This is a genomic window from Streptomyces sp. NPDC046977 (assembly GCF_040644455.1).
Lineage (GTDB): Bacteria > Actinomycetota > Actinomycetes > Streptomycetales > Streptomycetaceae > Actinacidiphila.
On record NZ_JBEYWO010000003.1, the window covers coordinates 214,202 to 238,710 of the forward strand.

A 24,509-nucleotide genomic window follows, 5' to 3' on the forward strand; every position below is an offset into this window, starting at 1 on the left:
GCCGGCCGGCCCCCGGTGAGGGGCCGGCGGCGGGCCGCCGGACGCGCGTCAGATCAGGCCGAGGCCGCGGACCGCGTCGCGCTCCTCCTCGAGCTCCTTGACGGAGGCGTCGATGCGGGCGCGGGAGAACTCGTTGATGTCCAGGCCCTGGACGATCTCGAACCTGCCGTCCTTCGCGGTGACCGGGAAGGAGGAGATCAGGCCCTCCGGCACACCGTAGGAGCCGTCGGAGACGACGCCCGCGGAGGTCCAGTCGCCCTCGGCGGTGCCGTTGGTCCAGGTGAAGACGTGGTCGATCGCGGCGTTGGCGGCCGACGCGGCGGAGGACGCGCCCCGCGCCTCGATGATGGCCGCACCGCGCTTGGCGACGGTCGGGATGAACTCCTCCGCCAGCCACTTCTCGTCGCCCACGGTCTCGGCGGCGTTCTTGCCGGCGACCTCGGCGTGGAAGACGTCGGGGTACTGCGTGGCGGAGTGGTTGCCCCAGATGGTGAGGCGGCGGATCTCACTCACCGGCACGCCGGTCTTCTTCGACAGCTGCGACATCGCGCGGTTGTGGTCCAGGCGGGTCATCGCGGTGAAGCGGTCGGCCGGGACGTCCGGGGCGGAGGACTGCGCGATGAGCGCGTTGGTGTTGGCCGGGTTGCCGACGACCAGGACGCGGATGTCGTCCGCGGCGTGGGCGTTGATGGCCTTGCCCTGCGGGCCGAAGATGCCGCCATTGGCCTCCAGCAGGTCGCCGCGCTCCATGCCGGCGGTGCGCGGGCGGGCGCCGACCAGCAGGGCGACGTTGGCGCCGGCGAAGGCGACGTTCGGGTCGTCGCTGATGTCGATGCCCTGGAGCAGCGGGAACGCGCAGTCGTCCAGCTCCATCGCGGTGCCCTCGGCGGCCTTGAGCGCCGGGGTGATCTCCAGCAGGCGCAGCTTCACCGGGACATCGGGGCCGAGCAGGTGGCCCGACGCGATACGGAACAGCAGCGCGTAGCCGATCTGTCCGGCCGCTCCGGTTACGGTGACGTTGACGGGAGTGCGAGTCATTGCCTTCTCCTGGCCTTCTGCTGCTGGATCCCATGCCGCCCCGGCAGCGTCCCTTGCTCCCGGAACGGGGATCTCTCGGCGTCAAGAGACCCACGCCAGGCTATACCCGCGCCGTCCCGGCGGCTGCCACACCGGGTGTGGCCCCGGTCACCGCCCTCCCGGCCCCGGGGACGGGGAGGCGCCCTGCGGCGTCGCGCACCCGTGGAGACCCGAGGCGAGCGTGGCGCAGGAGAGGACGGCGGTGGGAGCAGTGGCGGCGAGCATCGGGGTGTACGCGGCGGCGGTCCCGCCGATACGGGTGCGCTGGGCCTGACCGCCGGCCCCCGCGGGGCCGACGGTGAGGGTGTCGCCGAGCGCGGCGGCGGACATCCGCGCCCAGGCGGCCGCGCAGACGTCGCTGTACCGCGTCTCGACCAGGGCGCCGCCGATCCAGGCCGAGGCCGTCGTCCGCGCGTGCGCCCCGCCGCACCCCATGCCCTCGGGGTCCTCACCGGTGCAGCCGGCGCCGGTGCACTTGACCCCGGAGGGGAGCGCGGCGGCGTGGGCCGTGCGGGAGGGGTGCGGTGCCCGTGGCTGCTCCGCGCGGTCGGTGCCGCCGCCACCGGTGAACACGGTCGCGCCGACGACCGCCAGCACCACGGCCACCGCGCCCACGGCGAACAGCACCAGGGAGCGCCGGGACCGGCGCGGGGCCGGGGCGGTGCCCGTCGCGGGCCCGAACTCGCCGAGCGCGGCGCGTGCTTCGGCGACCCGTCCGGCCTCCATCGTGACGTCGTGCCGGTTCTCGGCGCGGCTCCAGGCCCGTTCGGCGACCTCCCACAGGGTGACGAGGTGCCGCGGGTCGGCGCCCGTCGCCTGGGCGAGCGCGACGACGGCGTACCGGGGCGGCAGAAGCCGGGCGGACAGATACCGCTCCCAGGAACTTCTGCTGTACCCGGTGGCGTCGGCGAGCGCGGCCGCGCTCAGGCCGCCGCGGTCGACCTGCCGTCGCAACTGCTCGGTGAACTCCCTGACGCGCGGGTCGAGATCGTCCGCCAGCGGTCGCCAACGGGTCATGGTGCGGTCTCCCTGCTCGTCCTGCTGTTGTGCTGTAGCGCTGCCGTACTTCGTACGGGGGCCGTCACCCGATGCAGATGCCGAGGACGATCAGCCCCAGGCACAGCCCGTGGCCCCGGGTCGGGCTCGGTGCCGCGGAGGTGGGCGTGGGGGTCGGGGCGGGCGGGGCCGTGGTGGCGGGCGGTTGCGTCGTGGCGCCGCTGCCCGGTGCCGTCGTGCCGTGCCCGCCGGAGGAACCCGTACCGCCCGAGGAGTCCGTACCGCCGGAGGACCCCGTACCGCCGGAGCCGCCGGTGTCCCCCGCGCCTCCGGCGCCGCCCGCCGCGGGGTCGTGGCCGCCCTCGGTGTGCTCGCTCACGTCGTCGACCGGTGCCGCGGGCGTCCCGCCGTCCGGGGTGACCGCGCCGGCACCGGTGCGCGGGGCGCCGGGCCGGGCCGGCGATCCCGTCGGCGCCGAGGTGGCCCTGCCCGGCCGGGCGGCCGGGGACCCGTGAGCGCCGGCGGACGGCGCCCCGCCGCCCGCGGCGGCCCCCCGGGGATGCGCCGACAGCGGTGCCTGCGCCCGCATGCTCCCGTCGGTGGCGATCCCGGCGACGAGCAGCAGCCCGAACGCCCCGGCCAGCATGCCGAACCCCACCAGCAGCGCCCTGCGCCGGCGCCGGGCCGCGTGCCGGGGCATGCCCTCGACCGGGGCCAGCGGATCGAGCGGATCGGAGTACCGGAAGCCGGTCATCGTGTCGGTCACCCCGCGGTCGGCCAACTCCCACAGCGCGACCAGCCGTTGGTAGTCCGCGCCGCTCAACTGGCCGAGCACCTCGACCGCGTCGCGCGGCGGCACCCGGACACCGTTGAGGAACTGCTCCCATGCCTCGGTGCTCTGGGCCGTACGCGCGGCCAGCGCCGGCACGCTCAGCCCGCTGCGGTCCTTCATCCGGCGCAGGTGCACGGCCAGCCGGCGCGCGGCGGCGTCAAGTGTCTCGGGCAATGGTTCCCATCGCGCCACCACGCACCCCCCGGTTCCGTCGGTCAACCCACGGTAGCGACGCACATACGCTCGACGCTCGAAATCCGGAGAATCGTCATCCTCTTCGCGGGGTCACGAGTCCCGTCTCGTATGCCAGTACGACCGCCTGCGCCCGGCTGCCCAGCCCCAACTTGGCCATGGTGCGGTTCAGATGGGTCTTCACGGTCGCCTCGCTGATGAACAGCCCCTCGGCGATCTCCGCGTTGGACAGCCCCTTGGCGATCAGCCGCAGCACCTCCACCTCGCGCGCGGTCAGCGCCCCGAGTTCGGCGGGGGGCGGCCGGCCGGGGTCCTGGGCGGGACGGACCGGCGCGTACGCCTCGATCAGCCGCCGGGTGACACTCGGCGCGAAGAGGGTGTCGCCCCCGGCGACCGCGTGGACGGCGGCGATCAGCCGTTCCGGGCCCGCGTCCTTGAGCAGGAAGCCGGAGGCCCCGGCGCGCAGCGCGGTGTACACGTACTCGTCGAGGTCGAAGGTGGTGAGGATGAGGACCCGCGGCGCCCGCTCGCCGGCCGCGGCCAGGATGCGCTCGGTCGCGGTGACCCCGCTGATGCCGGGCATGCGGATGTCCATCAGGATCACCTCGGGCGCGGTCTCGGCGGCCCGCTCCACGGCCTCCTCGCCGTCTCCGGCCTCCCCGACCACCTCGATACCGGGGGCCGCGCGCAGCAGCCCGACCAGTCCGGCCCGGATCAGGAACTGGTCGTCGACGACGAGCACCGTGGTCATACGTCCAATGAGTCCCCTCGCCGCGCGGCCCCGCGCGCCGATGTGGGAAGCGTGAGACGCACCTCGAAGCCATCGTCGAGCGGGCCGATGTCCACCGTCCCACCGTAGAGCCTGGCGCGCTCGCGCATGCCGATCAAGCCGTGACCGGCTCCCCGGGGGATTGTGGCCGGATCGGAACGACCGGGCGCCTCGCGCGGCCCGGCACCCGCGCCGTCGTCGGTGACGGCGACCCGCAACTGGTGCGGCTCGTACGCCACCAGCACACGCGCCCGCGCGTGCGGGGCGTGTTTGAGGACGTTGGTCAGCGCCTCCTGCACCACCCGGTAGGCGCACAGCCCCACGCCGGGCGCGACCGCGCGCGGCGTGCCCTCGATGCGCAGTTCCACCGCGAGCCCGGCGGCACGCACCCGCTCGATCATCTCCCCCATGCGGGTCACCGAGGGCATCGGGTCGTAGGAGGGCGAACCGCCCTCGGGCTCCCCCGGTCCCGCGCGCAGCACCTTGAGCATGCGGCGCATCTCTTGAAGCGCCTCGCGCGTGGTGTCGGAGATGGTGTCCAGGGCCTTGCGCGCGCTCTCCGGCTCGCTGGCGAAGACGTACGAGGCCATGCCCGCCTGCACCGATATCACCGACATGTGGTGGGCGACGACGTCGTGCAACTCCCGGGCGATACGGGCCTGTTCCTCCGCGACCGCCAGCTTGGCGGCGTCCTGCCGCTCGGAGCGCAGCCGCTCGGTGACCTCACCCAGCCGGTCCGCGCGCTGCGCCGAGACCCGCGCGGAGTGCCCGAACCAGCACATGACCAGCGGGAACACCACCGCCTGCGCGACCACCGTGGCCATCGAACTCTGCGCGGCCGTCAGCCCCGCGTACACCCACACCCCGCCGGTCAGCGCCGCGCAGCCCAGCGCGACGCGCACCGGGCGCACGGTGGCCACGCCGTACAGCGCCATCAGCGGGGCGAGGCTGTTGACAACCGGCCAGTAGCCCGCCGCCACGAAGACCACCCACGCCGCGCACACGAAGACGGCGACACCCACCGGGAAGCGGCGCCGGGCGGCGACGGGCAGGTTGACCAGCGCGGTGAGCGCGTAACCCGCGGCGTCCAGCCGCTGCCAGTCCGGCGGTGGCTGCTCGTGTCCCAGCAGCATGCTGGCCGCCGTGAAAGCCACCGCCAGCGCCACGTCCGCCAGCACCTTGTTCCGCACGCGCGAAGCGTAGACCGGCCGCCGGGCACCCGCGTCAGCCCGTCGCCGTACCGCGAAAGTTGTACACCGGCCGAAAACCTCCACCCAGAACGGGACGCCCCCGCGGGCGGGCTGCCCGTAGCGTCGTGGCCGGGGAGCCAGAGGGGGGCGCCCTACGCGACGGTGTCCCGTCCTCCGACGGGGGGAGGACGGGACGCCAAGTGCTGTCGCGGGCCGGTACGCCCCGTGCGCTCAGCGCACGGAGAAGCGGACGACGTCCTCCAGGAACGGGATCTCCAGCACCGGATGCGGCTGCGCCATCAGCGCCAGCAGCACGATCACGGCACCCAGCACCCCGTAGGTGATCACGTCCGTGAAGCGGCTGCGCACCGCCAGCATGCCCACCGAGGGCAGCGCCCAGCGCATCAGAGCGCCCGCGAGCAGCGCCGCGCCGATCAGCACCATGCCGGGCCGCACCGTGTCGGCGGCGATCAGCACGAGCCCGAGGGCCACCGCGCCGGCGACCCCGAGAATCGGCCACTGACGGGCCGGCGCGGGCGCGTCGCCCGCCGCGGCCCGGCCGCCGCCCTCGGGCCGGGCCGTGCCCTCCGTGACGGCCTGGAAGCGGCGGCTGGGACCGGCCTGGTCCTGCTGCGGGGCCGGTTCGGCGGTCTTCGCGGCGGGAGTGACCACCGGGGTGCTCTCGTCGCCGGCGCTGTCGGTGCCGGCGCCGGTGTCGGTGCCGGCGGTGTTGCCCTGGCGTGGGCCGTCGGTCATGAGAAGCGGCCCTCCGCGGCCTCGACCACGTTCGCCAGCAGCATCGCGCGGGTCATCGGGCCGACACCGCCCGGGTTCGGCGAGATCCAGCCGGCGACCTCGGCCACGCCCGGGTGGACGTCGCCGACGATCTTGCCGTTCTCGTCCCGGCTCACACCGACGTCGAGCACCGCGGCGCCCGGCCGCACGTCCTCCGGCTTGACCAGGTGCGGCACACCCGCGGCGGCGACGACGACATCGGCCTGGCGCAACTGAGCGGCCAGGTCCCGGGTACCGGTGTGGCAGAGGGTGACCGTCGCGTTCTCGGACTTGCGGGTCAGCAGTAGGCCGATGGAGCGGCCCACGGTGACCCCGCGCCCGACCACGGCCACGTGCGCGCCGTTGATCTCCACGCCGTGCCGGCGCAGCAGTTCGACGATGCCGTTCGGCGTGCACGGCAGCGGGCCGCGCTCATTGAGGACCAGACGGCCCAGATTGGTGGGGTGCAGCCCGTCCGCGTCCTTGGCGGGGTCCATCAGACCGAGGACGCGGTTGGTGTCGATGCCCTTGGGCAGCGGGAGCTGCACGATGTAACCCGTGCACTGCGGGTCCTCGTTGAGCTCGCGCACGACCGCCTCGATGTCCTCCTGCGTTGCCGTCCCCGGCAGTTCGCGCTGGATGGACGCGATGCCGACCTCGGCGCAGTCGCGGTGCTTGCCCGCGACGTACCAGCGGCTGCCCGGGTCGTCACCGACCAGCAGGGTGCCGAGCCCCGGCGTGACCCCGCGGGCCTTGAGCGCCTGGACGCGTACGGAGAGTTCTGACTTGATCGCGGCAGCAGTGGCCTTGCCATCGAGAATCTGGGCGGTCATACGTCCATCTTCTCAGGTCTCCCACCGGACGCTGGACAGCGGATGACACCGCCCAGGACGATGTGGGCCGTCCCCACTCGTATCAGCGCGAAAGAAGTCACCGTGAGCTACCCGCCCGGTCCCGGAAACCCTTACGGCCAGCCGCCCGTTCCGCCGCAGCAGCCGCAGCCTCAGCCGCCCTACGGGTACCCGCAGCAGCAGCCCCCGGCCCAGCCCGGTTACGGCTACCCCCAGCAGCCGCCGTCCCCGTACGGCAGCGTCCCGCACCAGGCGCAGGGACCGTACGGCTACGACGCCTACGGCCGGCCGGCGGGGCCGGTGCCGGGCATGCCGCCGTTCGCGAGCTGGGGCGCGCGGGTCGGTGCCACACTGATCGACTTCCTGATCGTGGGACTGGTTCCGATGATCCTGGTCGGCATCGGCTACGGGCAGTTCATCTCCGTGGTCGTGGACGCGGTCAACGCCTGCGACGCCAGCGCCACCGCCACGTGCGACTCCCCGCAGATGCCGGGCGGCGCCCTCGCCCTGATCGGGCTCGGCGTGCTGCTGTCCTTCGTCGGCAGCCTCTTCCTGTGCTACCGCGAGGGCAAGACGGGCCAGACGCCCGGCAAGAAGGCCCTCGGTATCAGCGTGCTGCGCGAGGCCGACGGCCGTCCGCTGGGCTTCGGCATGGCCTTCGTGCGCCGCCTGTGCCACGGACTCGACGGCGCCGCCTGCTACATCGGCTACCTGTGGCCGCTGTGGGACGACAAGAAGCAGACGTTCGCCGACAAGATCCTCAACTCGGTGGTCGTCAAGACCCAGGCGCCTCGGTGACCTTCGGCAGCACCAGCACCAGCACCAGCACCAGCACCAGCAAGGCCCCGTCCGCGCGAAGGAATCAGCAGTGAGCCATCCGCCCGGCCCCGGCAATCCCTACAGCGGACCGCCCACGCCGCCGCAGCAGCAGCCGTGGGGCGGCCGGCCCACCTACGGCTTCCCCCAGCAGCCGTACCAGCAGTGGGGCCCGCCGCAGCCGCCGTACGGCCACCCCGGGCTGCCGGGCGCTCCGCAGACGATGCCGCCGTCGGCGAGGACGGCACGGGCGATGCTCTATGTGCTGGCCGGCCTGTGGATCCTCTGCGGCCTGCTGGTCCTGCTGGTCGGGGTCGTGCTGGCGAACATCGAGGACGACACCGGGCTGGCCGCGAAGTACGGCGGCCTGCTGTGGGTCGGCGGGGTGCTCGCCCTGGCGCTGGCCCTGCTGGCGATCGGCGTGGCGGCGAAGTACAAGAGGGGCGGCAGCGGCGTGCGCACGGGGTCCGTCGTCCTGGGCGCGCTGAGCGCGCTCGGCTGCCTGGCGAGTCTGGTCACGGGCGCGTTCCTGGCCGTCGTCCCGCTGGTGCCGAGCATCGTGCTGATCGTCTCCGCCGCGAAGGCGGACACGGCGGCATGGTTCAGGCGGCCGCAGTACTGAGCCCCTGAGTCCCCCGAGCGCCGAAGGCCCCCGCAGCTGCGGGGGCCTTCGTACGTCAGGGGGAGCGTTCCGCCTCAGTGGAAGAAGTGCCGCGTCCCGGTGAGGTACATGGTCACGCCCGCCTGGCGCGCCGCCTCGACGACGGCCTCGTCGCGCACCGAACCGCCCGGCTGCACCACGGCCTTGACGCCCGCGCCGGTCAGCACCTCCAGGCCGTCCGGGAACGGGAAGAAGGCGTCGGACGCCGCGTAGGAGCCGGCCGCGCGCTCCTCACCGGCCCGCTGGACGGCGAGCCGGGCGGAGTCGACACGGTTGACCTGGCCCATGCCGACCCCGACCGTCGCGCCGTCCTTGGCCAGCAGGATGGCGTTGGACTTCACCGCGCGGCAGGCCCGCCACGCGAAGGCGAGGTCGGCCAGCTCCTCCTCCGCCAGCGGCTCGCCGGTCGCCAGCGTCCAGGTGGCCGGGTCGTCACCGGTGGCCTGGAGGCGGTCCTTCTCCTGCAGCAGCAGGCCGCCCTCGACCGGACGGAACTCCGTCACCGCGACGGGCGCCTCGGGGCAGCGCAGCACCCGGATGTTCTTCTTGCGGGCGAGGACCTCGACCGCGCCCTCCTCGAAGTCCGGCGCCACGATGACCTCGGTGAAGATCTCGGCGACCTGCTCGGCCATGGCCACGGTCACCGGCCGGTTGACGGCGATGACGCCGCCGAACGCCGACAGGGGGTCGCAGGCGTGCGCCTTGCGGTGCGCCTCGGCGACGTCGTCGCCGACCGCGATGCCGCACGGGTTGGCGTGCTTGATGATCGCGACACAGGGCTCGCCGTGGTCGTACGCCGCCCGGCGCGCGGCCTCGGTGTCCACGTAGTTGTTGTACGACATCTCCTTGCCGTGCAGCTGCTCGGCGTTGGCGAGTCCGGGGCCGCCGTCGGTGTAGAGGGCCGCGGCCTGGTGCGGGTTCTCGCCGTAGCGCAGCACGTTCTTGCGCTCGTAGGTGGCGCCGAAGAAGTCCGGGAAGGGGCTCTCGTCGGCCGGCGCGTAGGACTCCGCGAACCAGCCCGCGACCGCGACATCGTAGGCGGCGGTGTGCTGGAAGGCCTCGGCGGCAAGGCGCTTGCGGGTGGGCAGGTCGAACCCGCCCCCACGGACGGCGGCCAGCACGTCCGCGTACCGCTCGGGGCTGGTCACGACCGCCACGGACGGGTGGTTCTTGGCGGCGGCACGCACCATCGACGGGCCGCCGATGTCGATCTGCTCCACGCACTCGTCGTCCGAGGCGCCGGACGCGACGGTCTCGCGGAAGGGGTAGAGATTGACCACGACCAGGTCGAAGGGCTCGACGCCCAGCTCCTCCAGCTGCCGGCGGTGGTCCTCCAGCCGCAGGTCGGCGAGGATGCCCGCGTGCACCTTCGGGTGCAGGGTCTTCACCCGGCCGTCCAGGCACTCGGGGAAGCCGGTCAGCTCCTCCACCTTCGTCACCGGCACCCCGGCGGCGGCGATCCGCCCGGCCGTCGAGCCGGTGGAGACGAGCTGGACGCCCGCCTCGTGCAGGCCGCGGGCCAGCTCCTCCAGACCGGTCTTGTCGTAGACGCTGACCAGCGCGCGCCGGATCTCCCGCTTGGTACTCACGGCAACAGAACCTTTCGTCCCTCAATGCGATACCCGTCGCGGGACAACCGCCCCACGACGTCGACGAGCAGCCTTCGCTCGACTTCCTTGATGCGCTCGTGGAGAGCTTCCTCCGTGTCGTCCTCCCGCACCTCGACCACGCCCTGGGCGATGATCGGGCCGGTGTCGACGCCGTCGTCGACGAAGTGGACGGTGCAGCCGGTGACCTTCGCGCCGTACGCGAGGGCGTCGCGCACCCCGTGCGCGCCCGGGAAACTCGGCAGCAGCGCCGGATGGGTGTTGACGACGCGGCCGCCGAACCGGGCCAGGAACTCCTTGCCCACGATCTTCATGAAGCCCGCCGAGACGACCAGGTCGGGCTCGTACGCCGCGACCTGCGCGGCCAGCGCGGCGTCCCAGGCCTCCCGGTCGCCGTGGTCCTTCACCCGGCACACGAACGTCGGCACCCCGGCGCGCTCCGCGCGCTCCAGTCCCGCGATGCCGGAGCGGTCCGCGCCCACGGCGACGACGTGGGCCCCCGCGTCCAGCAGCGCCTGGAGGTTCGTGCCCGAACCGGAGACGAGCACGACGAGGCGGGCGGGGCGGGAAAGGGGCGGGAAGACTGCGGCCACTGCGGGTCAACTCTCGGGTCCGGCGCTTTGGAGGATCGTACGACTCGAAGATCCTCCCGATTACGGGGAACCCTACGAGCCCGTCGACCGTCAGCAACGATACCGGCACACCCGACGGCCCCCCACGGGACGGGGGAGCGCCCGGACGGTAGCGTCTGGGGAGAGAACGGCGTAGCGACGCGTCCGACAACTCGAGGAGTCGACGGCAAGGGGATGACCCAGGCAACCATGAGCAGTGGCCGCGGCCATGAGCAGGACAATCCGTTCGCTCCGCCGCCGGAGAACGCTCCCGACCAGCCGTGGCAGCCGCGCAGGCCGCAGCAGCCCTCGGACGAGCAGGACTCCGACCAGCGGCCCACGCCACCCCCGCCACCCCCCTGGGGCAGCCAGTGGAGCGACCGGCAGCCGGGGCGCGGCGGCGGTCTCGGCGACCGCCCCGGCGGGGACGGCGGCTACGGCGGCGGGCGCCCGAACGGGCCGCGGTTCGACCCGACCGACCCGGCGCAGCGGCGTGCCCGCTACGCCCTGCTGTCCGGCATGTGGGGGCTGTTCTTCGCCCTGCTGCTGGGCTGGACGTATCTCGCCCTGCTGCTCGGCGGACTCGCCCTCTACTGGGGCGTCAACGCGCTCCGCATGAAGCCCGAGGAACGCGCCAAGGCCCGCGCCGAGGCCGCCGCCCTGCTGGCCGACGGCCCCGCGCAGCCGCCGCCCCCGCCGGCCGACCCCAACGCCAAGCCCCAGCGCCCCGCGGCCATCGGCGGCATCGTCATGGGCGCCCTCGCGGTCGGCCTCGTCGGCGGCCTGCTCAGCAGCGAGTTCGCCTACCGCGACTACTACTCCTGCGTCGGCGACGCCCTCACCCAGTCGGCCCGCGACTCCTGCGCCCGCGACGTGCCGGCCCCGCCGGTCTGGCTGCGCAAGGCCTGACGTCCACCCCGCCCGCCGGGCCCGCGCCGTCCACGACGCCGCGGACCCGGCGTTCGCGCGAGCCGGGTCAGACGGGATCCGTGGCCGCGGACTCCTTCCGGCCGCCGCCGGCACGGGATTCCGCATCGGACCCGCTCTCGTCACCGTCAGCGGCCCGCGCCCCCTGCACCCGCGACCTGCCGGCCCCGCCCGTCTGGCTACGCAAGGCCTGAAGTCCATCCCGCCCGCCGGGCCCGCGCCGTCCACGACGCCACGGACCCGGCGTACGCGCGAGCCGGGTCAGACGGGATCCGTGGCCGCGGACTCCTTCCGGCCGCCGCCGGCACGGGATTCCGCATCGGACCCGCTCTCGTCACCGTCAGCGGCCCGCGACTCCTGCACCCGCGACATGCCGACCCGGCGTTCGCGGCGGTCAGACGGGGTCCGTGGCCGTGGACTGCTTGCGGCCGTCGCCCGCGCGGGGTTCCACATCGGGCCCGGCCTTGTCGTCGTCGGCGGCGTCGTCGTCCTCGTCGAGGTCTGCCTCCGCGTCCCAGTCCTCGGCGCCCTCGGCGTCCGCGTCCTCGAACCAGTCCTCGGCGCCCTCGGCGGCGTCCGCGTCGTCGGCCCACTCGTCGTAGGTGTCCTCGTAGGCCGCACGGGACACGCGGAAGCGGCGGAGCCAGCGCACCACGAGGGCGGTGGGGACGCCGATGACGACGGTCCAGCCGGCGGCCGCGGCCGCGGCGAGCCAGCGTGACGGGCCGAAGTCGGCGAGCGCGCCGGAGCCGAGGGGGCCCGCGGCGAGCTCCGTGAGCAGGCCGAGGGCCACGCCGCAGGCCGTGCCGCCGAGCGCCGCGCGGGCCGCCGTGCGGCCCAGGCCCGCGGAGGCTTCGCGATCGACAGCGAACCAGCCCGCGGCCACCCCCGCCACGGCCGGCACCAGCAGTGCGAGCCAGGTCAGCACCGTGCCCGGCCCGGCGTGCGGCAGCGCCGCAAGGAGCGGGAAGTCGGGCAGCACGGGATCGCCGACCGCGCCGGCGGGCCGGACGACCGCCTCCGTGCCCAGGGCGAACCCCGGCCCGAGGGCGTAGGCCGCGCCCCACACCGCCGCGTTCGGGATCAGCGCGACCGACAGGGCGAGCACGGCCAGCCGCCCGGACAGCGCCTCGCTGAGCCGGCTGAACGACGCCCCGGTGGCCCCGGGATGCAGGACCAGCGCGACCGCCGTGAGGGCAGCGCCACCGGCCAGCAGCACCGCCACCCCGGCCGCCGCCGAGCGCGTCACCGGCCCGATCTCCCCCGCCGGCACCCGGTCCGTCACCCGGTGGAACGCCGCCGGAAGGGGGATGTGCGGCCTCCCCCGTTCGGCCCACGCGCCGGCCGCCGCCGCCAGGGCGGCGACCAGGGGGACGTGGAGCCCGGCGCTGAGGGCGTCGCTCCGCACCGGCCCGTACGAGGTGAAGATGGCCGCGCCCGCGGCCACCGCGACATATCCGCCGATCAGCCACGCCACGGCGGACGCCGCCGCCCGGTCGGTCGACGCGGGGGCGGCGGCGTCGGCACCGGCGCGGTACAGCAGCCAGACGGGGAAGACCGCCAGGAGCAGCGGCGTGACCCCGACGGGCGCGGGGACGCCGGAGACCGTCTCCACCCGCACCAGGTCCGCGCCGTGCGCCAGCAGCCAGCAGTCGGCGGCGATGTGCAGGGCCCCGTACAGCCCGCTGTCGGGGAACGGGGAGGTGATCCAGAGGAACAGCACCAGCACGGCGAAGCCGCCGAGCCCCAGTCCGGCGGCCAGCACGCCGCCGGTGAAGGCGGGCACGGACTCCGCAGTCAGCAGGGCCTCGTGCGCGGCCCGGACACGGCGGAAGACGAGTCTCACAGCGCGGGCGGCGGTCACGGCACCCCATGCTGCCAAGAAGACCCCTTTTACCGTCGCAGCATGCGAATGTCCGTCGTGTCGCAGAACATGGCGGTATGCGTATCTTCACACGATCCGAGTGGTCGATCGCATGACCCGCACCCACCTGACGAAGACGGCACGGACCGCCAAGAAGCGGCGGCCCCACCCGCAGCCCGCGGCGACCCCGCGGACCGCCCCGTCGGCTCCGCCCGCCGCCGGCCCTCCCGAAGCGGCCGCCGGCGCCGCGGGGCCGCCCCGTGCGCCCCGCGCGGAGGCTCCCCCAGCCGCCGCGCGGCCCGAGGAGCAGGACCGGGCCGCGCCTCCGGAGCAGCCCGGTGACGCGGCGGCCGGCGCCGCCGGGACGTCCGGGGCGGCCGCGAAGCAGGTCAAGGCAGCGGCGAAAGCGGCGGCGAAGGAGACCAAGGCCGCGGCCAAGGAGGCCGAGGCGGCCGCCGAGGAAGCCGAACTGCGCCTCGCCGAGGCCGCGGAAGCCGCCTTCGACAGCCTCTACGCGCACGCGGCCCCCGCCCTGATCCGGCAGGTCGAGGTCCTCACCGGCAACGAGGAACTGGGCCGGCACTCCGTCCACCGCGCCTTCCACCGGGCCTGGCAGCGCTGGCCCGAGGTCGCGGCCGACCCCGATCCCGTCGGCTGGCTCCGCTCCCAGGCGTTCGAGCACGCGCTCGCCCCCTGGCAGCAGTTCGTGCCCTGGCACCGCACCCGGCGCCGCGCCCGCGGGGACCTCCAGCGGCTGCCGCGCGGCGCCCGGCACGCCGTGCTGCTCCACGAGGGCCTCGGGCTCGGCCTGCGGCACACCGCCGCCGAGAGCATGGCCAGCACCCCGACCACGGCCGCGCGCATCATCCGGGCCCGCGACGCGCTCGGCGAGGAGGCCGTCGCGGGGCTCGCCGGCCTCCTGAACGAGCCGCGCGTGCCGGAGTTCCCCGCGGAGCAGGTGCGCGAGATGAGCGAGGAACGGCTGCGGCACCAGACCTTCGGCTCGGTCGCGGCCACCGTCCTCCTGGTGCTGCTGACCGCGGGCGGTCTGGTCTTCGGCCCGCTCAGCGACCACTTCTCGGTGTCGACACCGCTGATCGACATCCGCTTCTCCCCCTGACGCCGCCCCCGGGCGCACCGGCACACGGCAGCGGGCCCGCCCCCCGAAGGGAGCGGGCCCGCTGACTCACGGCGTACGCCTGGGCGAACTCAGCCCTGGAGGATGGCGCGCGCGAGGCGGGCCGTCTCCGACGGGGTCTTGCCCACCTTGACGCCGGCGGCCTCGAGGGCCTCCTTCTTCGCCTGGGCGGTGCCGGAGGAGCCGGAGACGATGGCACCGGCGTGGCCCATGGTCTTGCCCTCGGGCGCAGTGAAGCCCGCGACGTAGCCGACGACCGGCTTGGTGACGTGCTCGGCGATGAAGGCCGCGGCACGCTCCTCGGCGTCGCCGCCGATCTCGCCGATCATGACGATCAGGTCGGTGTCGGGGTCGTCCTGGAACGCCTTCAGCGCGTCGATGTGGGTGGTGCCGATGATCGGGTCACCGCCGATGCCCACGGCCGAGGAGAAGCCGATGTCGCTGAGCTCGTACATCATCTGGTACGTCAGCGTGCCGGACTTCGACACCAGGCCGATGCGGCCGGCGGTGCTGATGTCGGCCGGGATGATGCCCGCGTTGGACTGACCGGGGGTGATCAGACCGGGGCAGTTCGGGCCGATGATCCGGGTCTTGTTGCCCTTGCTGCCCGCGTACGCCCAGAAGGAGGCGGTGTCGTGGACGGCGATGCCCTCGGTGATCACGACCGCCAGCGGGATCTCGGCGTCGATGGCCTCGACGACCGCGTCCTTGGCGAACTTCGGCGGGACGAAGATGACGGTGACGTCGGCACCGGTCTTCTCCATGGCCTCGGCGACAGAGCCGAAGACCGGCACCTCGGTGCCGTCGAAGTCGACGCTCGTGCCGGCCTTGCGCGGGTTCACGCCACCGACGATGTTGGTGCCCGAGGCGAGCATGCGCCGGGTGTGCTTGGTGCCCTCGGAACCGGTCATCCCCTGGACGATGACCTTGCTTTCCTTGGTCAGGAAGATAGCCATGATGTGGTGACCTGTCCCTTACTTCGCAGCCAGCTCGGCGGCGCGCTCGGCGGCGCCGTCCATGGTGTCGACCTGCTCGACCAGCGGGTGGGCGGCGTCCGTGAGGATCTGCCGGCCCAGCTCCGCGTTGTTGCCGTCCAGACGGACGACGAGCGGCTTGGTGACCTCCTCGCCCTTGGACTTGAGCAGCTCCAGGGCCTGGACGATGCCGTTGGCCACCGCGTCGCAGGCGGTGATGCCACCGAAGACGTTGACGAAGACGGACTTGACGTCCGGGTCGCCGAGGATGATCTCAAGACCGTTGGCCATGACCTCGGCGGAGGCGCCACCGCCGATGTCGAGGAAGTTGGCGGGCTTGACGTTGCCGTGGCCCTCACCGGCGTAGGCGACGACGTCCAGGGTGCTCATGACGAGACCCGCGCCGTTGCCGATGATGCCGACCTCGCCCTCGAGCTTGACGTAGTTCAGGCCCTTGGCCTTGGCCGCGGCCTCCAGCGGGTTGGCGGAGGCGTGGTCCACCAGCGCCTCGTGCTCCGGCTGGCGGAAGTCGGCGTTCTCGTCCAGGGAGACCTTGCCGTCGAGCGCGATGACGCGGCCGTCGGCGACCTTGGCGAGCGGGTTGACCTCGACGAGGAGCGCGTCCTCGGCGATGAAGGTCTTCCACAGGGTCTGCAGGATCTCGACCACCTGGTCGGCGACGTCGGCCGGGAAGGCGGCCGCCTCGACGATCTCGCGGGCCTTCTCCGGGGTGACGCCCTCGTTGGCGTCCACGGCGATCTTCGCGAGGGCCTCGGGCTTGGTCGCCGCGACCTCCTCGATCTCCATGCCGCCCTCGACCGAGGCCATCGCCAGGAAGGTGCGGTTGGCACGGTCCAGCAGGAAGGAGACGTAGTACTCGGAGGCGATCTCCGGCGCCAGCTCCGCCAGCATCACCTTGTGGACCGTGTGGCCCTTGATGTCCATGCCGAGGATCTGGCCGGCCTTGGCCACCGCGTCCTCGGGGTCCGACGCCACCTTCACGCCGCCGGCCTTGCCACGGCCACCGGTCTTCACCTGTGCCTTGACGACAGCCTTGCCACCGAGCCGCTCCGCGACCTCGCGCGCCGCCTCAGGCGTGTCGATGACTTCACCGGCCAGCACCGGTACACCGTGCTTGGCGAAGAGGTCCCTCGCCTGGTACTCGAACAGGTCCACGCGCGTCCGTCCTTGGTAATCGCGGGTTCGTTGTTGGCGTGAGCGTGCCGGGGGCGGTCGTCGCTGACGTCTTCGTAACGATCCATGCGTACGGTCGTACGGGGGGCGCACACGTCGGCCGAGCACGCGGCATGTCCGTCTCGCAGGTTAGCGCCGCGCGGGCGGCGCGACTAAATCCCAGCTCATGGACGAGCGGTGAGAACAGTCACAGACGGCGCCCGTGACGACGGCGCGGTTGATCCTTCCGGGTGATCCGGGCGGCGAGGGTAAGGCCTTACCCCCTTTACTCCTCCGGGACGGGCAGCGGCCGCCTCTCGATCGCCGCCGCCATGACCTCCGGGAACAGGTCGGGCGTGCAGGCGAACGCGGGGGCGCCGAGCGACGCCAGCGCCGCGGCGTGCTCCCGGTCGTAGGAGGGCGCGCCCTCGTCGGACAGCGCGAGCAGAGCGACGAACCGGACGCCGGAGGCCTTCATCGCCGCGACCCGCTTGAGCATCTCGTCCCGTATGCCGCCCTCGTAGAGGTCGCTGATGAGCACCACGACCGTGTCCGCCGGACGGGTGATGAGCGACTGGCAGTAGGCCAGGGCCCGGTTGATGTCGGTGCCCCCGCCCAGCTGGACGCCGAAGAGGACGTCGACGGGATCGTCCAGCTGCTCGGTGAGGTCGACCACGGCGGTGTCGAAGACGACCAGCTTGGTGTCGATGCTGCGCATCGAGGCGAGGACCGCGCCGAAGACGGAGGCGTGGACGACCGAGGCGGCCATCGACCCGGACTGGTCGATGCAGAGGACGACGTCCTTCTTCACCGCCTGGGCGGCGCGGGCGTGGCCGATCAGCCGCTCCGGCACCACCGTGCCGTGCTCGGGCAGGTAGTGCCGGAGATTGGCGCGGATGGTGCGGTCCCAGTCGATGTCGCGGTGGCGCGGGCGGTTGACCCGCGCCGAGCGGTCCAGCGCCCCGGTGAGGGTGGCGCGGGTGCGGGAGGCCAGGCGCTTCTCCAGGTCCTCCACGACCTTGCGGACCACGGCCCGGGCGGTCTCCTTGGTCGTCTCGGGCATCGCCTTGCTGAGTGACAGCAGCGTGCCGACCAGGTGCACGTCGGCCTCGACCGCCTCCAGCATCTCCGGTTCCAGCAGCAGCGCGGACAGGCCGAGCCGGTCGATGGCGTCGCGCTGCATCACCTGGACGACACTGCTCGGGAAGTAGCCGCGGATGTCGCCCAGCCACCGCGCGACCTGCGGGGCGGAACCGCCCAGCCCGGCCGAGCGCGGCCCGCCCCGCGCCGGTGTCCCGCCCTCGGCGCGCGGGCCGGACCCGTACAGCGCCTCCAGCGTCCGGTCCATCGCGGCGTCGCGGCCGGTGAGCGCCCGGCCGGTGCCGTCGGCGGGGCCCCCGCCCAGCACCAGCCGCCAGCGGCGCAGCCGCTCCTCGCCGTCGATGCCGGTGCCCGCGCCCAGGTCGCCGTTCGCACCGCCGCTCACAGCCCCGTTCATGTCGCCGCTCCCCCTGTCGTCCGGTCGTGTCCCAGCAGCAGCCGGACGGTCGCCAGCACCGCGTCCGCCCGGGCCTCGTCCAGCCCGGCGGCGAAGCCCGGCGCGCCCTCCGCCGCCGCCTCGGGCGAGCCGCCCGCGGGGCCGCGCCGCACCAGCTCCCCCACCGTGCGCCGCACCCCCGCGTCGAACTCGCCGAACGTGCGCCGCAGCAGCGGCAGTACGTCGTCGAAGGCGGCGGCCGGAACCCCCGACAGCCACGCGTCGACCAGGGCGAGCAGCCGCGCGTCGTGGACGAGCAGCATGCCGCCCCCGGCGAGGAAGCCCTCCGTCCAGGCGGCCGCCTCCTGCGGCGGTGTCCCGGCCGACAGCGCCAGACCCATCAGGCGGGCCACCTCCCCGGCCGCCAGCCGGCCGTCGTCCAGCAGCAGGCGGGCGGCGGTGCCCCGCAGCAGCCCCGGCATCCCCCGGTCGCGCACCGCCAGGGTCCGCAGGACCCCCGCCCAGCGCGTGCGCAGCCCCTCGTCGGCCAGCAGGACCACCGCCTGCTGCACACCCTGGACATGGCCCCGCATCTCGGCCGCCCCCTCGGCGTCCAGCCCGGCGCACGCGGGCGGGAGGCCGACGCATATCCGCTCCGCCAGCCCTTCGGCGACCTCGCGCAGCGCGGCCGCGTCCGTGCCCCGGACGTCGCCGTAGCGGACGGACCGCACCAGCGCGGGCAGCGCCTGCGCGAGATGGCCGACATCGGCGTCGAGCGCGGCGCGGTCGGCGAGCACCCGCATCACGACCGGCAGCGCGTCCGGCAGCTCCGCCAGCAGGCAGCGCTCGGCGAGGCCGGTGACCTCGGAGAGCGCGGTCGCCCGCACCGCCTCGTCCTCCGCCCTGGCGGTGGCGGCCGACGCCACGGTGGTCCCCCACACCCCCGCCTCGGCGACCCGCACCGCCAGCTCGGGCTCCCAGCGCAGCCGCCAGGTCTCACGGAAGGTGCCGGTGCCGGCGCGGGACCGGGCGGGCTCGCCCCATCCGATGCCGAGCAGCCGCAACCGGTGCAGCAGGCGGCTGCGGCCGGCGTCGGTCTCCTTGCGAAGGTCGAGCTCCACCTCCTTCTCCAGGGCCTCCGGCTTCAGTCGCAGCCTGCGCTGCTCGCGCGCCAGGTCGCGGGCGAGCGGCACCGCCGGCGCGCCCTCGGGGACCTGGCCCAGCTCGTCCCCGACCACCAGGCGGTCCCGGATGAGTTCCATCGGCACGTCGGACCCGTCGCACATCACCGCCCGGATCGCGTCGGTGGTCTCCCCGAGGCCCGCCAGCGGGCGGCCGCGCATCGCGGCGAGCGCGCCGGCGAGCCGCACCGCCTCGATGACATGCGCGGAGGAGACCGGCAGGTCCTCCTCCCGCAGCAGTCCGGCGACCTTGGTCATCCATCGCGCGACGGGCCGGTCCGGTGCGGTGAAGAGATGGCGGTACCAGCCGGGCGAGTCGATCCCGGCCCCGTACCCGCCGGCCCGGGACAGCCGCCGGTGGGTCCAGGGCACCCAGGTGATCTCGACCTTGGCCTTCGGCAGGCCCTTGAGCAGGGCCCGGTCGGCGGTCACACCGGCCGTGGCCGCGAGCGCGGGCACGTGCCAGGCACCGCAGACCACCGCCACGCGCTCGTGCTCGCGGCGGGCGTCGCGGATCCGCAGCCGCATGTGCGCCTCCCGTACGGCGTCGTGCGAATGCCCCCCGTCCCCGTACTCCGCGCGCAGCGCCCCCATGGCCTCGGCGACCGCTGCGAACGCCGCGAGCGGATCATCCGCGTCGCCGGCACAGCCCGCTTCCCCGTCGTGGCTCCCCCGGTGCTCCACGGCGTCCTCCCACCACCGCTCGGGGTCGTCGTAACCGGCGGTCCGCGCGAGCACGGCCAGCGGATCGATCCGCACGCGGGCACCCCCGGACCCGCCGTCCCCTTCTTCTCCCCCTTCAACGGGCTCCCGCATCAGCAGCGAATGCGCTGCCGGCAGGTCGATGAAGCGGACCGGCACCCCCTGCGCGGCCGCCCAGCGGATCGCTTCCCACTCCGGGGAGAAGTCGGCGAACGGCCAGAACCCGGCCCGCGACGGCTCGTCGACGACATGCGCCAGCAGGGCGACCGGCGGCCGCATGCCCGGCTCCGCGGCCAGCCCCACCACAGCGTCCGCCTCCGGCGGCCCCTCGATCAGCACGATCTGCGGCGCGTACCGGTCGAGCGCCGCGCGGACCCCGCGGGCCGACCCCGGCCCGTGGTGCCGCACCCCGAGCAGCGCGGGCCCGTCCGTCACGGCGTCACCTCGCGGCAGGCGCGGTAGAAGTCCTTCCAGCCCTCCCGCTCCCGGACCACCGTCTCCAGGTACTCCCGCCACACCACGCGGTCGGCCGCCGGGTCGCGGACCACCGCGCCGAGGATCCCCGCCGCCACGTCCCCGGCGCGCAGCACGCCGTCGCCGAAGTGCGCCGCGAGCGCGAGCCCGTTGGTGACCACCGAGATGGCCTCGGCCGTGGAGAGCGTGCCCGAGGGGGACTTGACCTTCGTCCGGCCGTCGGCGGTGACCCCGCCGCGCAGCTCGCGGAAGACGGTGACGACCCGCCGGATCTCGTCCGCGCCCGCGGGCAGGGACGGCAGCTCCAGCGACCGGCCCAGCTGCCCGACCCGGCGGCTGACGATGTCGACCTCCTCCTCCACGGTCGCCGGCAGCGGCAGAACGACGGTGTTGAAACGCCTGCGCAGCGCGCTGGACAGGTCGTTGACCCCGCGGTCGCGGTCGTTGGCGGTGGCGATGAGGTTGAAGCCGCGCACCGCCTGGGTCTCGGCGCCCAGCTCCGGTATCGGCAGCGTCTTCTCGGACAGGATCGTGATGAGGCTGTCCTGCACGTCCGCGGGGATGCGGGTCAGCTCCTCGACGCGGGCGATGCGGCCCTCGGCCATCGCCCGCATGACCGGGCCGGGCACGAGCGCCTCCCGGGTCGGGCCGTGGGTGAGCAACTGCGCGTAGTTCCACCCGTAGCGGATGGCCTCCTCGGGTGTGCCGGCGGTGCCCTGCACGAGGAGGGTGGAGTCGCCGCTGACGGCGGCCGCCAGATGCTCCGAGACCCAGGTCTTGGCCGTGCCCGGCACCCCGAGCAGCAGCAGGGCCCGGTCCGTGGCGAGGGTGCTGACCGCGACCTCGACGATGCGGCGCGGGCCCACGTACTTGGGTGTGATGACGGTGCCGTCGGGAAGCTCGCCGCCCAGCAGGTACAGCGCGACCGCCCACGGCGACAGGTTCCAGCGGGCCGGGCGCGGCCGGTCGTCGGCCGCCGCGAGAGCCTTGAGCTCATGGGCGAACGCGTCTTCGGCATGCGGCCGGAGTGCGGTGTCCGCGGACATGCTTCTCCCCCTGTTCTGGGCACGGTTCTGGGCACGTCGGAGTGGAGCGGACGATCCGTCAGGCCCCCTGCGCCGTCCGCGGTTCCCACCCTGCACGAGCCCACTGACAATCGGCGTCCGCACGCACATGACACCAGGTCAGAAGCGATTGTCAGTGCCCGCACCTACCGTCTTGGGCATGGACGGGATGGACAAGCAGCGACCCGAGCGGTGGACCGCCGACCAGGTCCTGGCCCTCGCGCCCGACGCGTCGTCGCGGAAGGCCGGGACGGGTCTGGCGGCGGCCGCGCGCTGGTCGGGCACGGGGACGTCGGACACGGCGGTGTGGGGGCTGTGCGCGGGCAGCGGCAGCAAGCCGTACCAGACGGTGGTGGACACCGCCGGGCCCGCGGCGAAGTGCAGCTGCCCCAGCCGCAAGTTCCCCTGCAAGCACGCCATCGGACTGCTGCTGCTGTGGTCCGGGGGCGAGGTCGGGCCGGCCGCACACGGGGGCGGCCGGCCCGACTGGGTCACCGAATGGCTCGACGCGCGGCGCGCGCGTGAGGAACGCAAGGCCGCCCCCGCCGGCGGCGGGGACCCCGAGGCGGCGCGCAAGCGGGCCGTACAGCGGGCGCGCCGGGTCGCCACCGGGGCGGCCGAGCTGGAGCGGCGGCTGACGGACCTGCTGCTCGGAGGGCTGGCCGGCGCCGACCGCGAGGGCTACCAGCGGTGGGAGGAGACTGCGGCCCGCATGGTCGACGCCCAGGCGCCCGGGCTCGCCTCGCGGGTGCGCGAACTGGGTGCGGTGGCCGTCGCGGGGGGCGACTGGCCGTCACGGCTGCTGGAGGAGACCGCCCTGCTGCATCTGCTGACCCAGGGCCTGCTGGGGCACGACCGGCTTCCCGGGCCCTTGGCCGCGACAGTGCGCGGCCGGGTGGGATTCACGGTGGACTCGGCGGAACTGCTCGCCGGGACCACAGTGCGGGACCACTGGCTGGTGCTGGCCCAGCAGGACTCCGCCGACGACCGGCTGACCACCCGGCGCATATGGCTGCACGGCCGGGACACCGGGCGGCCCGCGCTGCTGCTGTCCTTCGGCGCGGGCGGCCGGGCGCCCGAGCTCGCCCTCCCGGTCGGGCTCGGAGTCGACGCCGAGCTGGCGTACCACCCGGGCGCGCGGCCGCTGCGGGCCGTGCTCGGCACCCGGCACGCCGCGCCCGGTCCGGCGCCCGTGCCGCCCGGGCTGCCGGTCGGCGCCGCACTGGCGGCGTACGGGCAGGCCCTGGCGGACGACCCGTGGCTGGACGCCTGGCCCTCGGTCCTCGACCAGGTCGTGCCGGTGCCGGGCGACACGGGCTGGCAGCTCGCCGACGCGGCGGGGGCGGACGCGGTGCCGGTGACCGCGGGGGGCGGCACCGGCGCCGGGGGGCTGTGGCGCCTGGCGGCGGTCTCGGGGGGCCGGCCCGTGACGGTCTTCGGCGAGCTGGGACACCGCGGCTTCCGGCCGTACACGGTCTGGGGCGGGGCCGGGACGGAAGCGGTCGCCCTCGTGGCGTAGGCCGCGGCCGACGACAGCACCGAGGACGGACGCGAACGACACCGAAGGGGGACGCATGGAGACGGCGACCTGGGCCGATCTGGTCGGGACCGCCCTGATGGGCACCGAACGCAAGGGCGGGACGCCCACCGAACTGCTCGACGCCGCCGCGGTCGCCGTCCTGCGGCGTCGTGCGGGGCTGCGGCCGGCCGCCGCGGGGAAGCGGCCGGCCGCGGCCCCGGACGATCCGCGCCCCGCCCTGCCGGCCGCCGCGCGACGCCGGCTCGCGCTGCTGCTGGCCGATCGGTCGGGCGGGAGCGGCGGTCGCCGGGGCGCCGCTCCCAACCTCGCCGAGCTGCTGCCGCAGTGGCTCGGCGAGGCCACCGCACGCGGTTACGCCGCCCCGCCGGAGATGCTGCCCGCGCTGCTCGACGCCGCACGCGCCCGCACCGACCTGAGACCGGACGCGCTCGCTCTCGCGGGCCCGCGCGGACTGTGGCTGGCGGAGCTGAACGCGGACTGGCGTTTCGCGCTGCGGGCGGGCGCCTCCGGCGCCGCACCGGACGCCGGGAACGGGGCGGACGACCCGGCGGTGCGGCAACTGTGGGAGGAGGGCCTGTTCGCCGAACGGGTCGCGCTGCTGACGCGCCTGCGGTCCCGCGACCCCCGGGGCGCGCTGGAACTGCTGCGTGCCGGGTGGGGCGGTGAGCGGGCCGAGGACCGCCTGATGTTCCTGGACTCGCTGCGCGAGGGCCTGTCGCCGGCCGACGAGCCCTTCCTGGAACAGGCGCTCTCCGACCGCAGCCGCAATGTGCGGGCGACCGCCTCCGAGCTGCTCTCCGCCCTGCCCGGCTCCGCACTGGCCGGTCGGATGGCGGCCAGGGCCCGGACCTGCGTGTCCTGGGACGCCGGGGACAGCCGGATCGTGGTGGAGGCGCCGTACGAGTGCGACGCGGCAATGGAGCGCGACGGGGTGGTGGCGATACCCCCGGCCGGGCGGGGCGAGCGGTCGTGGTGGTTCGGCCAAGTGGTGGACGCGGCGCCGCTCGCGACCTGGCCGCAGCGGTTCGGCGGCCGCACACCGCAGGAGATCATCGCGCTGCCGGTCGCCGACGACTGGCAGGGCGACCTGCAGGCGGCCTGGTGCCGGGCGGCGGTCCGCCAGCGCGACGAGGACTGGGCCCGGGCGCTGCTCGGGCCGATACCGACCACGGCGACGGCGGTCGCCCCGGTGGGCGACCCGGCGAAGCTGCTGGCGGTGCTCCCGGCCGGCGAGCGGGCCGCATGGGTGGCGCGGTTCATCGCCGCGCACGGCCTGTCGGAGGCGTTCCAGATGCTCGCGGTGTGCGCCGTTCCCTGGGCCGAGCCCCTGGGGCGGGCGGTCGTGGACGCGCTGGACATCGCCCGGGACGCGGGCAGCTACCCGTGGAGCTTCAGCGGGGTCATGGGCCTCGCGGAGCGCTGCCTGGACCCGGCCGAGGCCGATCGCGCGACCCCGCTCACCGCGGTGCCCGCCGAGTCGGCCGACACCTCACCGGGCGCGGGCGCCTACTGGGCCGAGGCCTTCCAGCGCCTGGTGGGCACTCTGCGGCTGCGCGCGACGATGAGCGAGGAGCTGGCCTGAGGAGCGGCCGCGGGAGCCGGCGGCTCCCGCGGCCCGG

At 74.6% G+C, this 24,509-nt stretch carries 21 protein-coding genes; 6 read left to right on the forward strand and 15 right to left on the reverse strand.

Translation table 11 applies throughout. The features are described from left to right. Positions 1–48 precede the first annotated feature (48 nt). The 7 genes from ABZ883_RS06055 to ABZ883_RS06085 all read right to left on the reverse strand — a co-directional run bounded on the left by ABZ883_RS06055 (position 49) and on the right by ABZ883_RS06085 (position 6,663). Entirely contained in the window at positions 49–1,038 is a 990-nt protein-coding gene (locus ABZ883_RS06055) for a malate dehydrogenase (RefSeq protein WP_360902219.1), read from the reverse strand. Positions 1,039–1,185: 147 nt separating this feature from the next. Continuing rightward, positions 1,186–2,094 carry a DUF2690 domain-containing protein gene (locus ABZ883_RS06060; RefSeq protein WP_360902222.1) on the reverse strand — a complete coding sequence of 303 codons (909 nt, stop codon included), beginning with the start codon at positions 2,092–2,094 and terminating at the stop codon, positions 1,186–1,188. A gap of 64 nt (positions 2,095–2,158) precedes the next feature. After that, a complete protein-coding gene (locus ABZ883_RS06065) occupies positions 2,159–3,079 on the reverse strand; it encodes a helix-turn-helix transcriptional regulator (RefSeq protein ID WP_360902225.1) in 921 nt (306 codons plus the stop codon). A gap of 94 nt (positions 3,080–3,173) precedes the next feature. Then, a complete protein-coding gene (locus ABZ883_RS06070) occupies positions 3,174–3,848 on the reverse strand; it encodes a response regulator transcription factor (RefSeq protein WP_360902228.1) in 675 nt (224 codons plus the stop codon). Continuing rightward, complete coding sequence (locus tag ABZ883_RS06075) at positions 3,845–5,056, reverse strand: sensor histidine kinase (RefSeq protein WP_360902231.1); 1,212 nt, start codon at positions 5,054–5,056, stop codon at positions 3,845–3,847. The genes ABZ883_RS06070 and ABZ883_RS06075 overlap by 4 nt, the downstream gene beginning before the upstream one ends. A gap of 231 nt (positions 5,057–5,287) precedes the next feature. Beyond that, on the reverse strand, positions 5,288–5,812 hold the full coding sequence (locus ABZ883_RS06080; RefSeq protein WP_360902234.1) for a DUF3017 domain-containing protein: 525 nt from the start codon (positions 5,810–5,812) through the stop codon (positions 5,288–5,290). Next, entirely contained in the window at positions 5,809–6,663 is an 855-nt protein-coding gene (locus ABZ883_RS06085; protein WP_360902237.1) for a bifunctional methylenetetrahydrofolate dehydrogenase/methenyltetrahydrofolate cyclohydrolase, read from the reverse strand. The genes ABZ883_RS06080 and ABZ883_RS06085 overlap by 4 nt, the downstream gene beginning before the upstream one ends. 102 nt (positions 6,664–6,765) lie before the next feature. Between ABZ883_RS06085 and ABZ883_RS06090 the strand changes: the two genes are divergently transcribed. Next, positions 6,766–7,479, forward strand: coding sequence for an RDD family protein (locus ABZ883_RS06090; RefSeq protein WP_360902240.1), 714 nt, complete (start codon positions 6,766–6,768; stop codon positions 7,477–7,479). A gap of 70 nt (positions 7,480–7,549) precedes the next feature. After that, positions 7,550–8,119, forward strand: coding sequence for a hypothetical protein (locus ABZ883_RS06095; protein ID WP_360902243.1), 570 nt, complete (start codon positions 7,550–7,552; stop codon positions 8,117–8,119). A 74-nt stretch (positions 8,120–8,193) separates the two neighbouring features. Here ABZ883_RS06095 and purH read toward each other — a convergent pair whose 3' ends face one another. Together purH and purN are read right to left on the reverse strand one after the other, a co-directional pair. Continuing rightward, positions 8,194–9,747 (reverse strand): bifunctional phosphoribosylaminoimidazolecarboxamide formyltransferase/IMP cyclohydrolase, encoded by a 1,554-nt coding sequence (gene purH / locus ABZ883_RS06100; RefSeq protein WP_360902246.1) that lies wholly within the window; start codon positions 9,745–9,747, stop codon positions 8,194–8,196. After that, on the reverse strand, positions 9,744–10,358 hold the full coding sequence (gene purN / locus ABZ883_RS06105) for a phosphoribosylglycinamide formyltransferase (protein WP_360902249.1): 615 nt from the start codon (positions 10,356–10,358) through the stop codon (positions 9,744–9,746). Before purN ends, purH begins: the two co-directional genes overlap by 4 nt. 213 nt (positions 10,359–10,571) lie before the next feature. Here purN and ABZ883_RS06110 point away from each other — a divergent pair, with 213 nt between their 5' ends. Further along, entirely contained in the window at positions 10,572–11,285 is a 714-nt protein-coding gene (locus tag ABZ883_RS06110) for a hypothetical protein (RefSeq protein WP_360902252.1), read from the forward strand. A 412-nt stretch (positions 11,286–11,697) separates the two neighbouring features. On the opposite strand, the gene ABZ883_RS06115 is transcribed toward ABZ883_RS06110, so the two are convergent. Then, entirely contained in the window at positions 11,698–13,185 is a 1,488-nt protein-coding gene (locus ABZ883_RS06115; protein WP_360902255.1) for a DUF6350 family protein, read from the reverse strand. Positions 13,186–13,279: 94 nt separating this feature from the next. On the opposite strand from ABZ883_RS06115, the gene ABZ883_RS06120 reads away from it, so the two are divergent. Then, a complete protein-coding gene (locus ABZ883_RS06120; RefSeq protein ID WP_360902258.1) occupies positions 13,280–14,287 on the forward strand; it encodes a hypothetical protein in 1,008 nt (335 codons plus the stop codon). Between the two features lie 89 nt (positions 14,288–14,376). Here the strand turns inward: ABZ883_RS06120 and sucD are convergent, their stop codons facing one another. The 5 genes from sucD to ABZ883_RS06145 all read right to left on the reverse strand — a co-directional run bounded on the left by sucD (position 14,377) and on the right by ABZ883_RS06145 (position 21,332). Then, complete coding sequence (gene sucD / locus ABZ883_RS06125; RefSeq protein WP_360902261.1) at positions 14,377–15,261, reverse strand: succinate--CoA ligase subunit alpha; 885 nt, start codon at positions 15,259–15,261, stop codon at positions 14,377–14,379. Positions 15,262–15,279: 18 nt separating this feature from the next. Then, a complete protein-coding gene (sucC, locus tag ABZ883_RS06130) occupies positions 15,280–16,455 on the reverse strand; it encodes an ADP-forming succinate--CoA ligase subunit beta (protein WP_360902264.1) in 1,176 nt (391 codons plus the stop codon). A 283-nt stretch (positions 16,456–16,738) separates the two neighbouring features. Then, positions 16,739–17,950, reverse strand: a complete 1,212-nt coding sequence (locus ABZ883_RS06135) for a VWA domain-containing protein (protein WP_360902267.1) — start codon at positions 17,948–17,950, stop codon at positions 16,739–16,741. Then, positions 17,947–20,247, reverse strand: coding sequence for a DUF5682 family protein (locus tag ABZ883_RS06140; protein ID WP_360902270.1), 2,301 nt, complete (start codon positions 20,245–20,247; stop codon positions 17,947–17,949). The genes ABZ883_RS06135 and ABZ883_RS06140 overlap by 4 nt, the downstream gene beginning before the upstream one ends. Further along, a complete protein-coding gene (locus ABZ883_RS06145) occupies positions 20,244–21,332 on the reverse strand; it encodes an AAA family ATPase (protein WP_360902273.1) in 1,089 nt (362 codons plus the stop codon). The genes ABZ883_RS06140 and ABZ883_RS06145 overlap by 4 nt, the downstream gene beginning before the upstream one ends. A 187-nt stretch (positions 21,333–21,519) precedes the next feature. Here ABZ883_RS06145 and ABZ883_RS06150 point away from each other — a divergent pair, with 187 nt between their 5' ends. Continuing rightward, entirely contained in the window at positions 21,520–22,869 is a 1,350-nt protein-coding gene (locus ABZ883_RS06150) for an SWIM zinc finger family protein (protein WP_360902946.1), read from the forward strand. A gap of 55 nt (positions 22,870–22,924) precedes the next feature. Then, on the forward strand, positions 22,925–24,472 hold the full coding sequence (locus tag ABZ883_RS06155; protein ID WP_360902276.1) for a DUF5691 domain-containing protein: 1,548 nt from the start codon (positions 22,925–22,927) through the stop codon (positions 24,470–24,472). Positions 24,473–24,509: the final 37 nt, after the last annotated feature.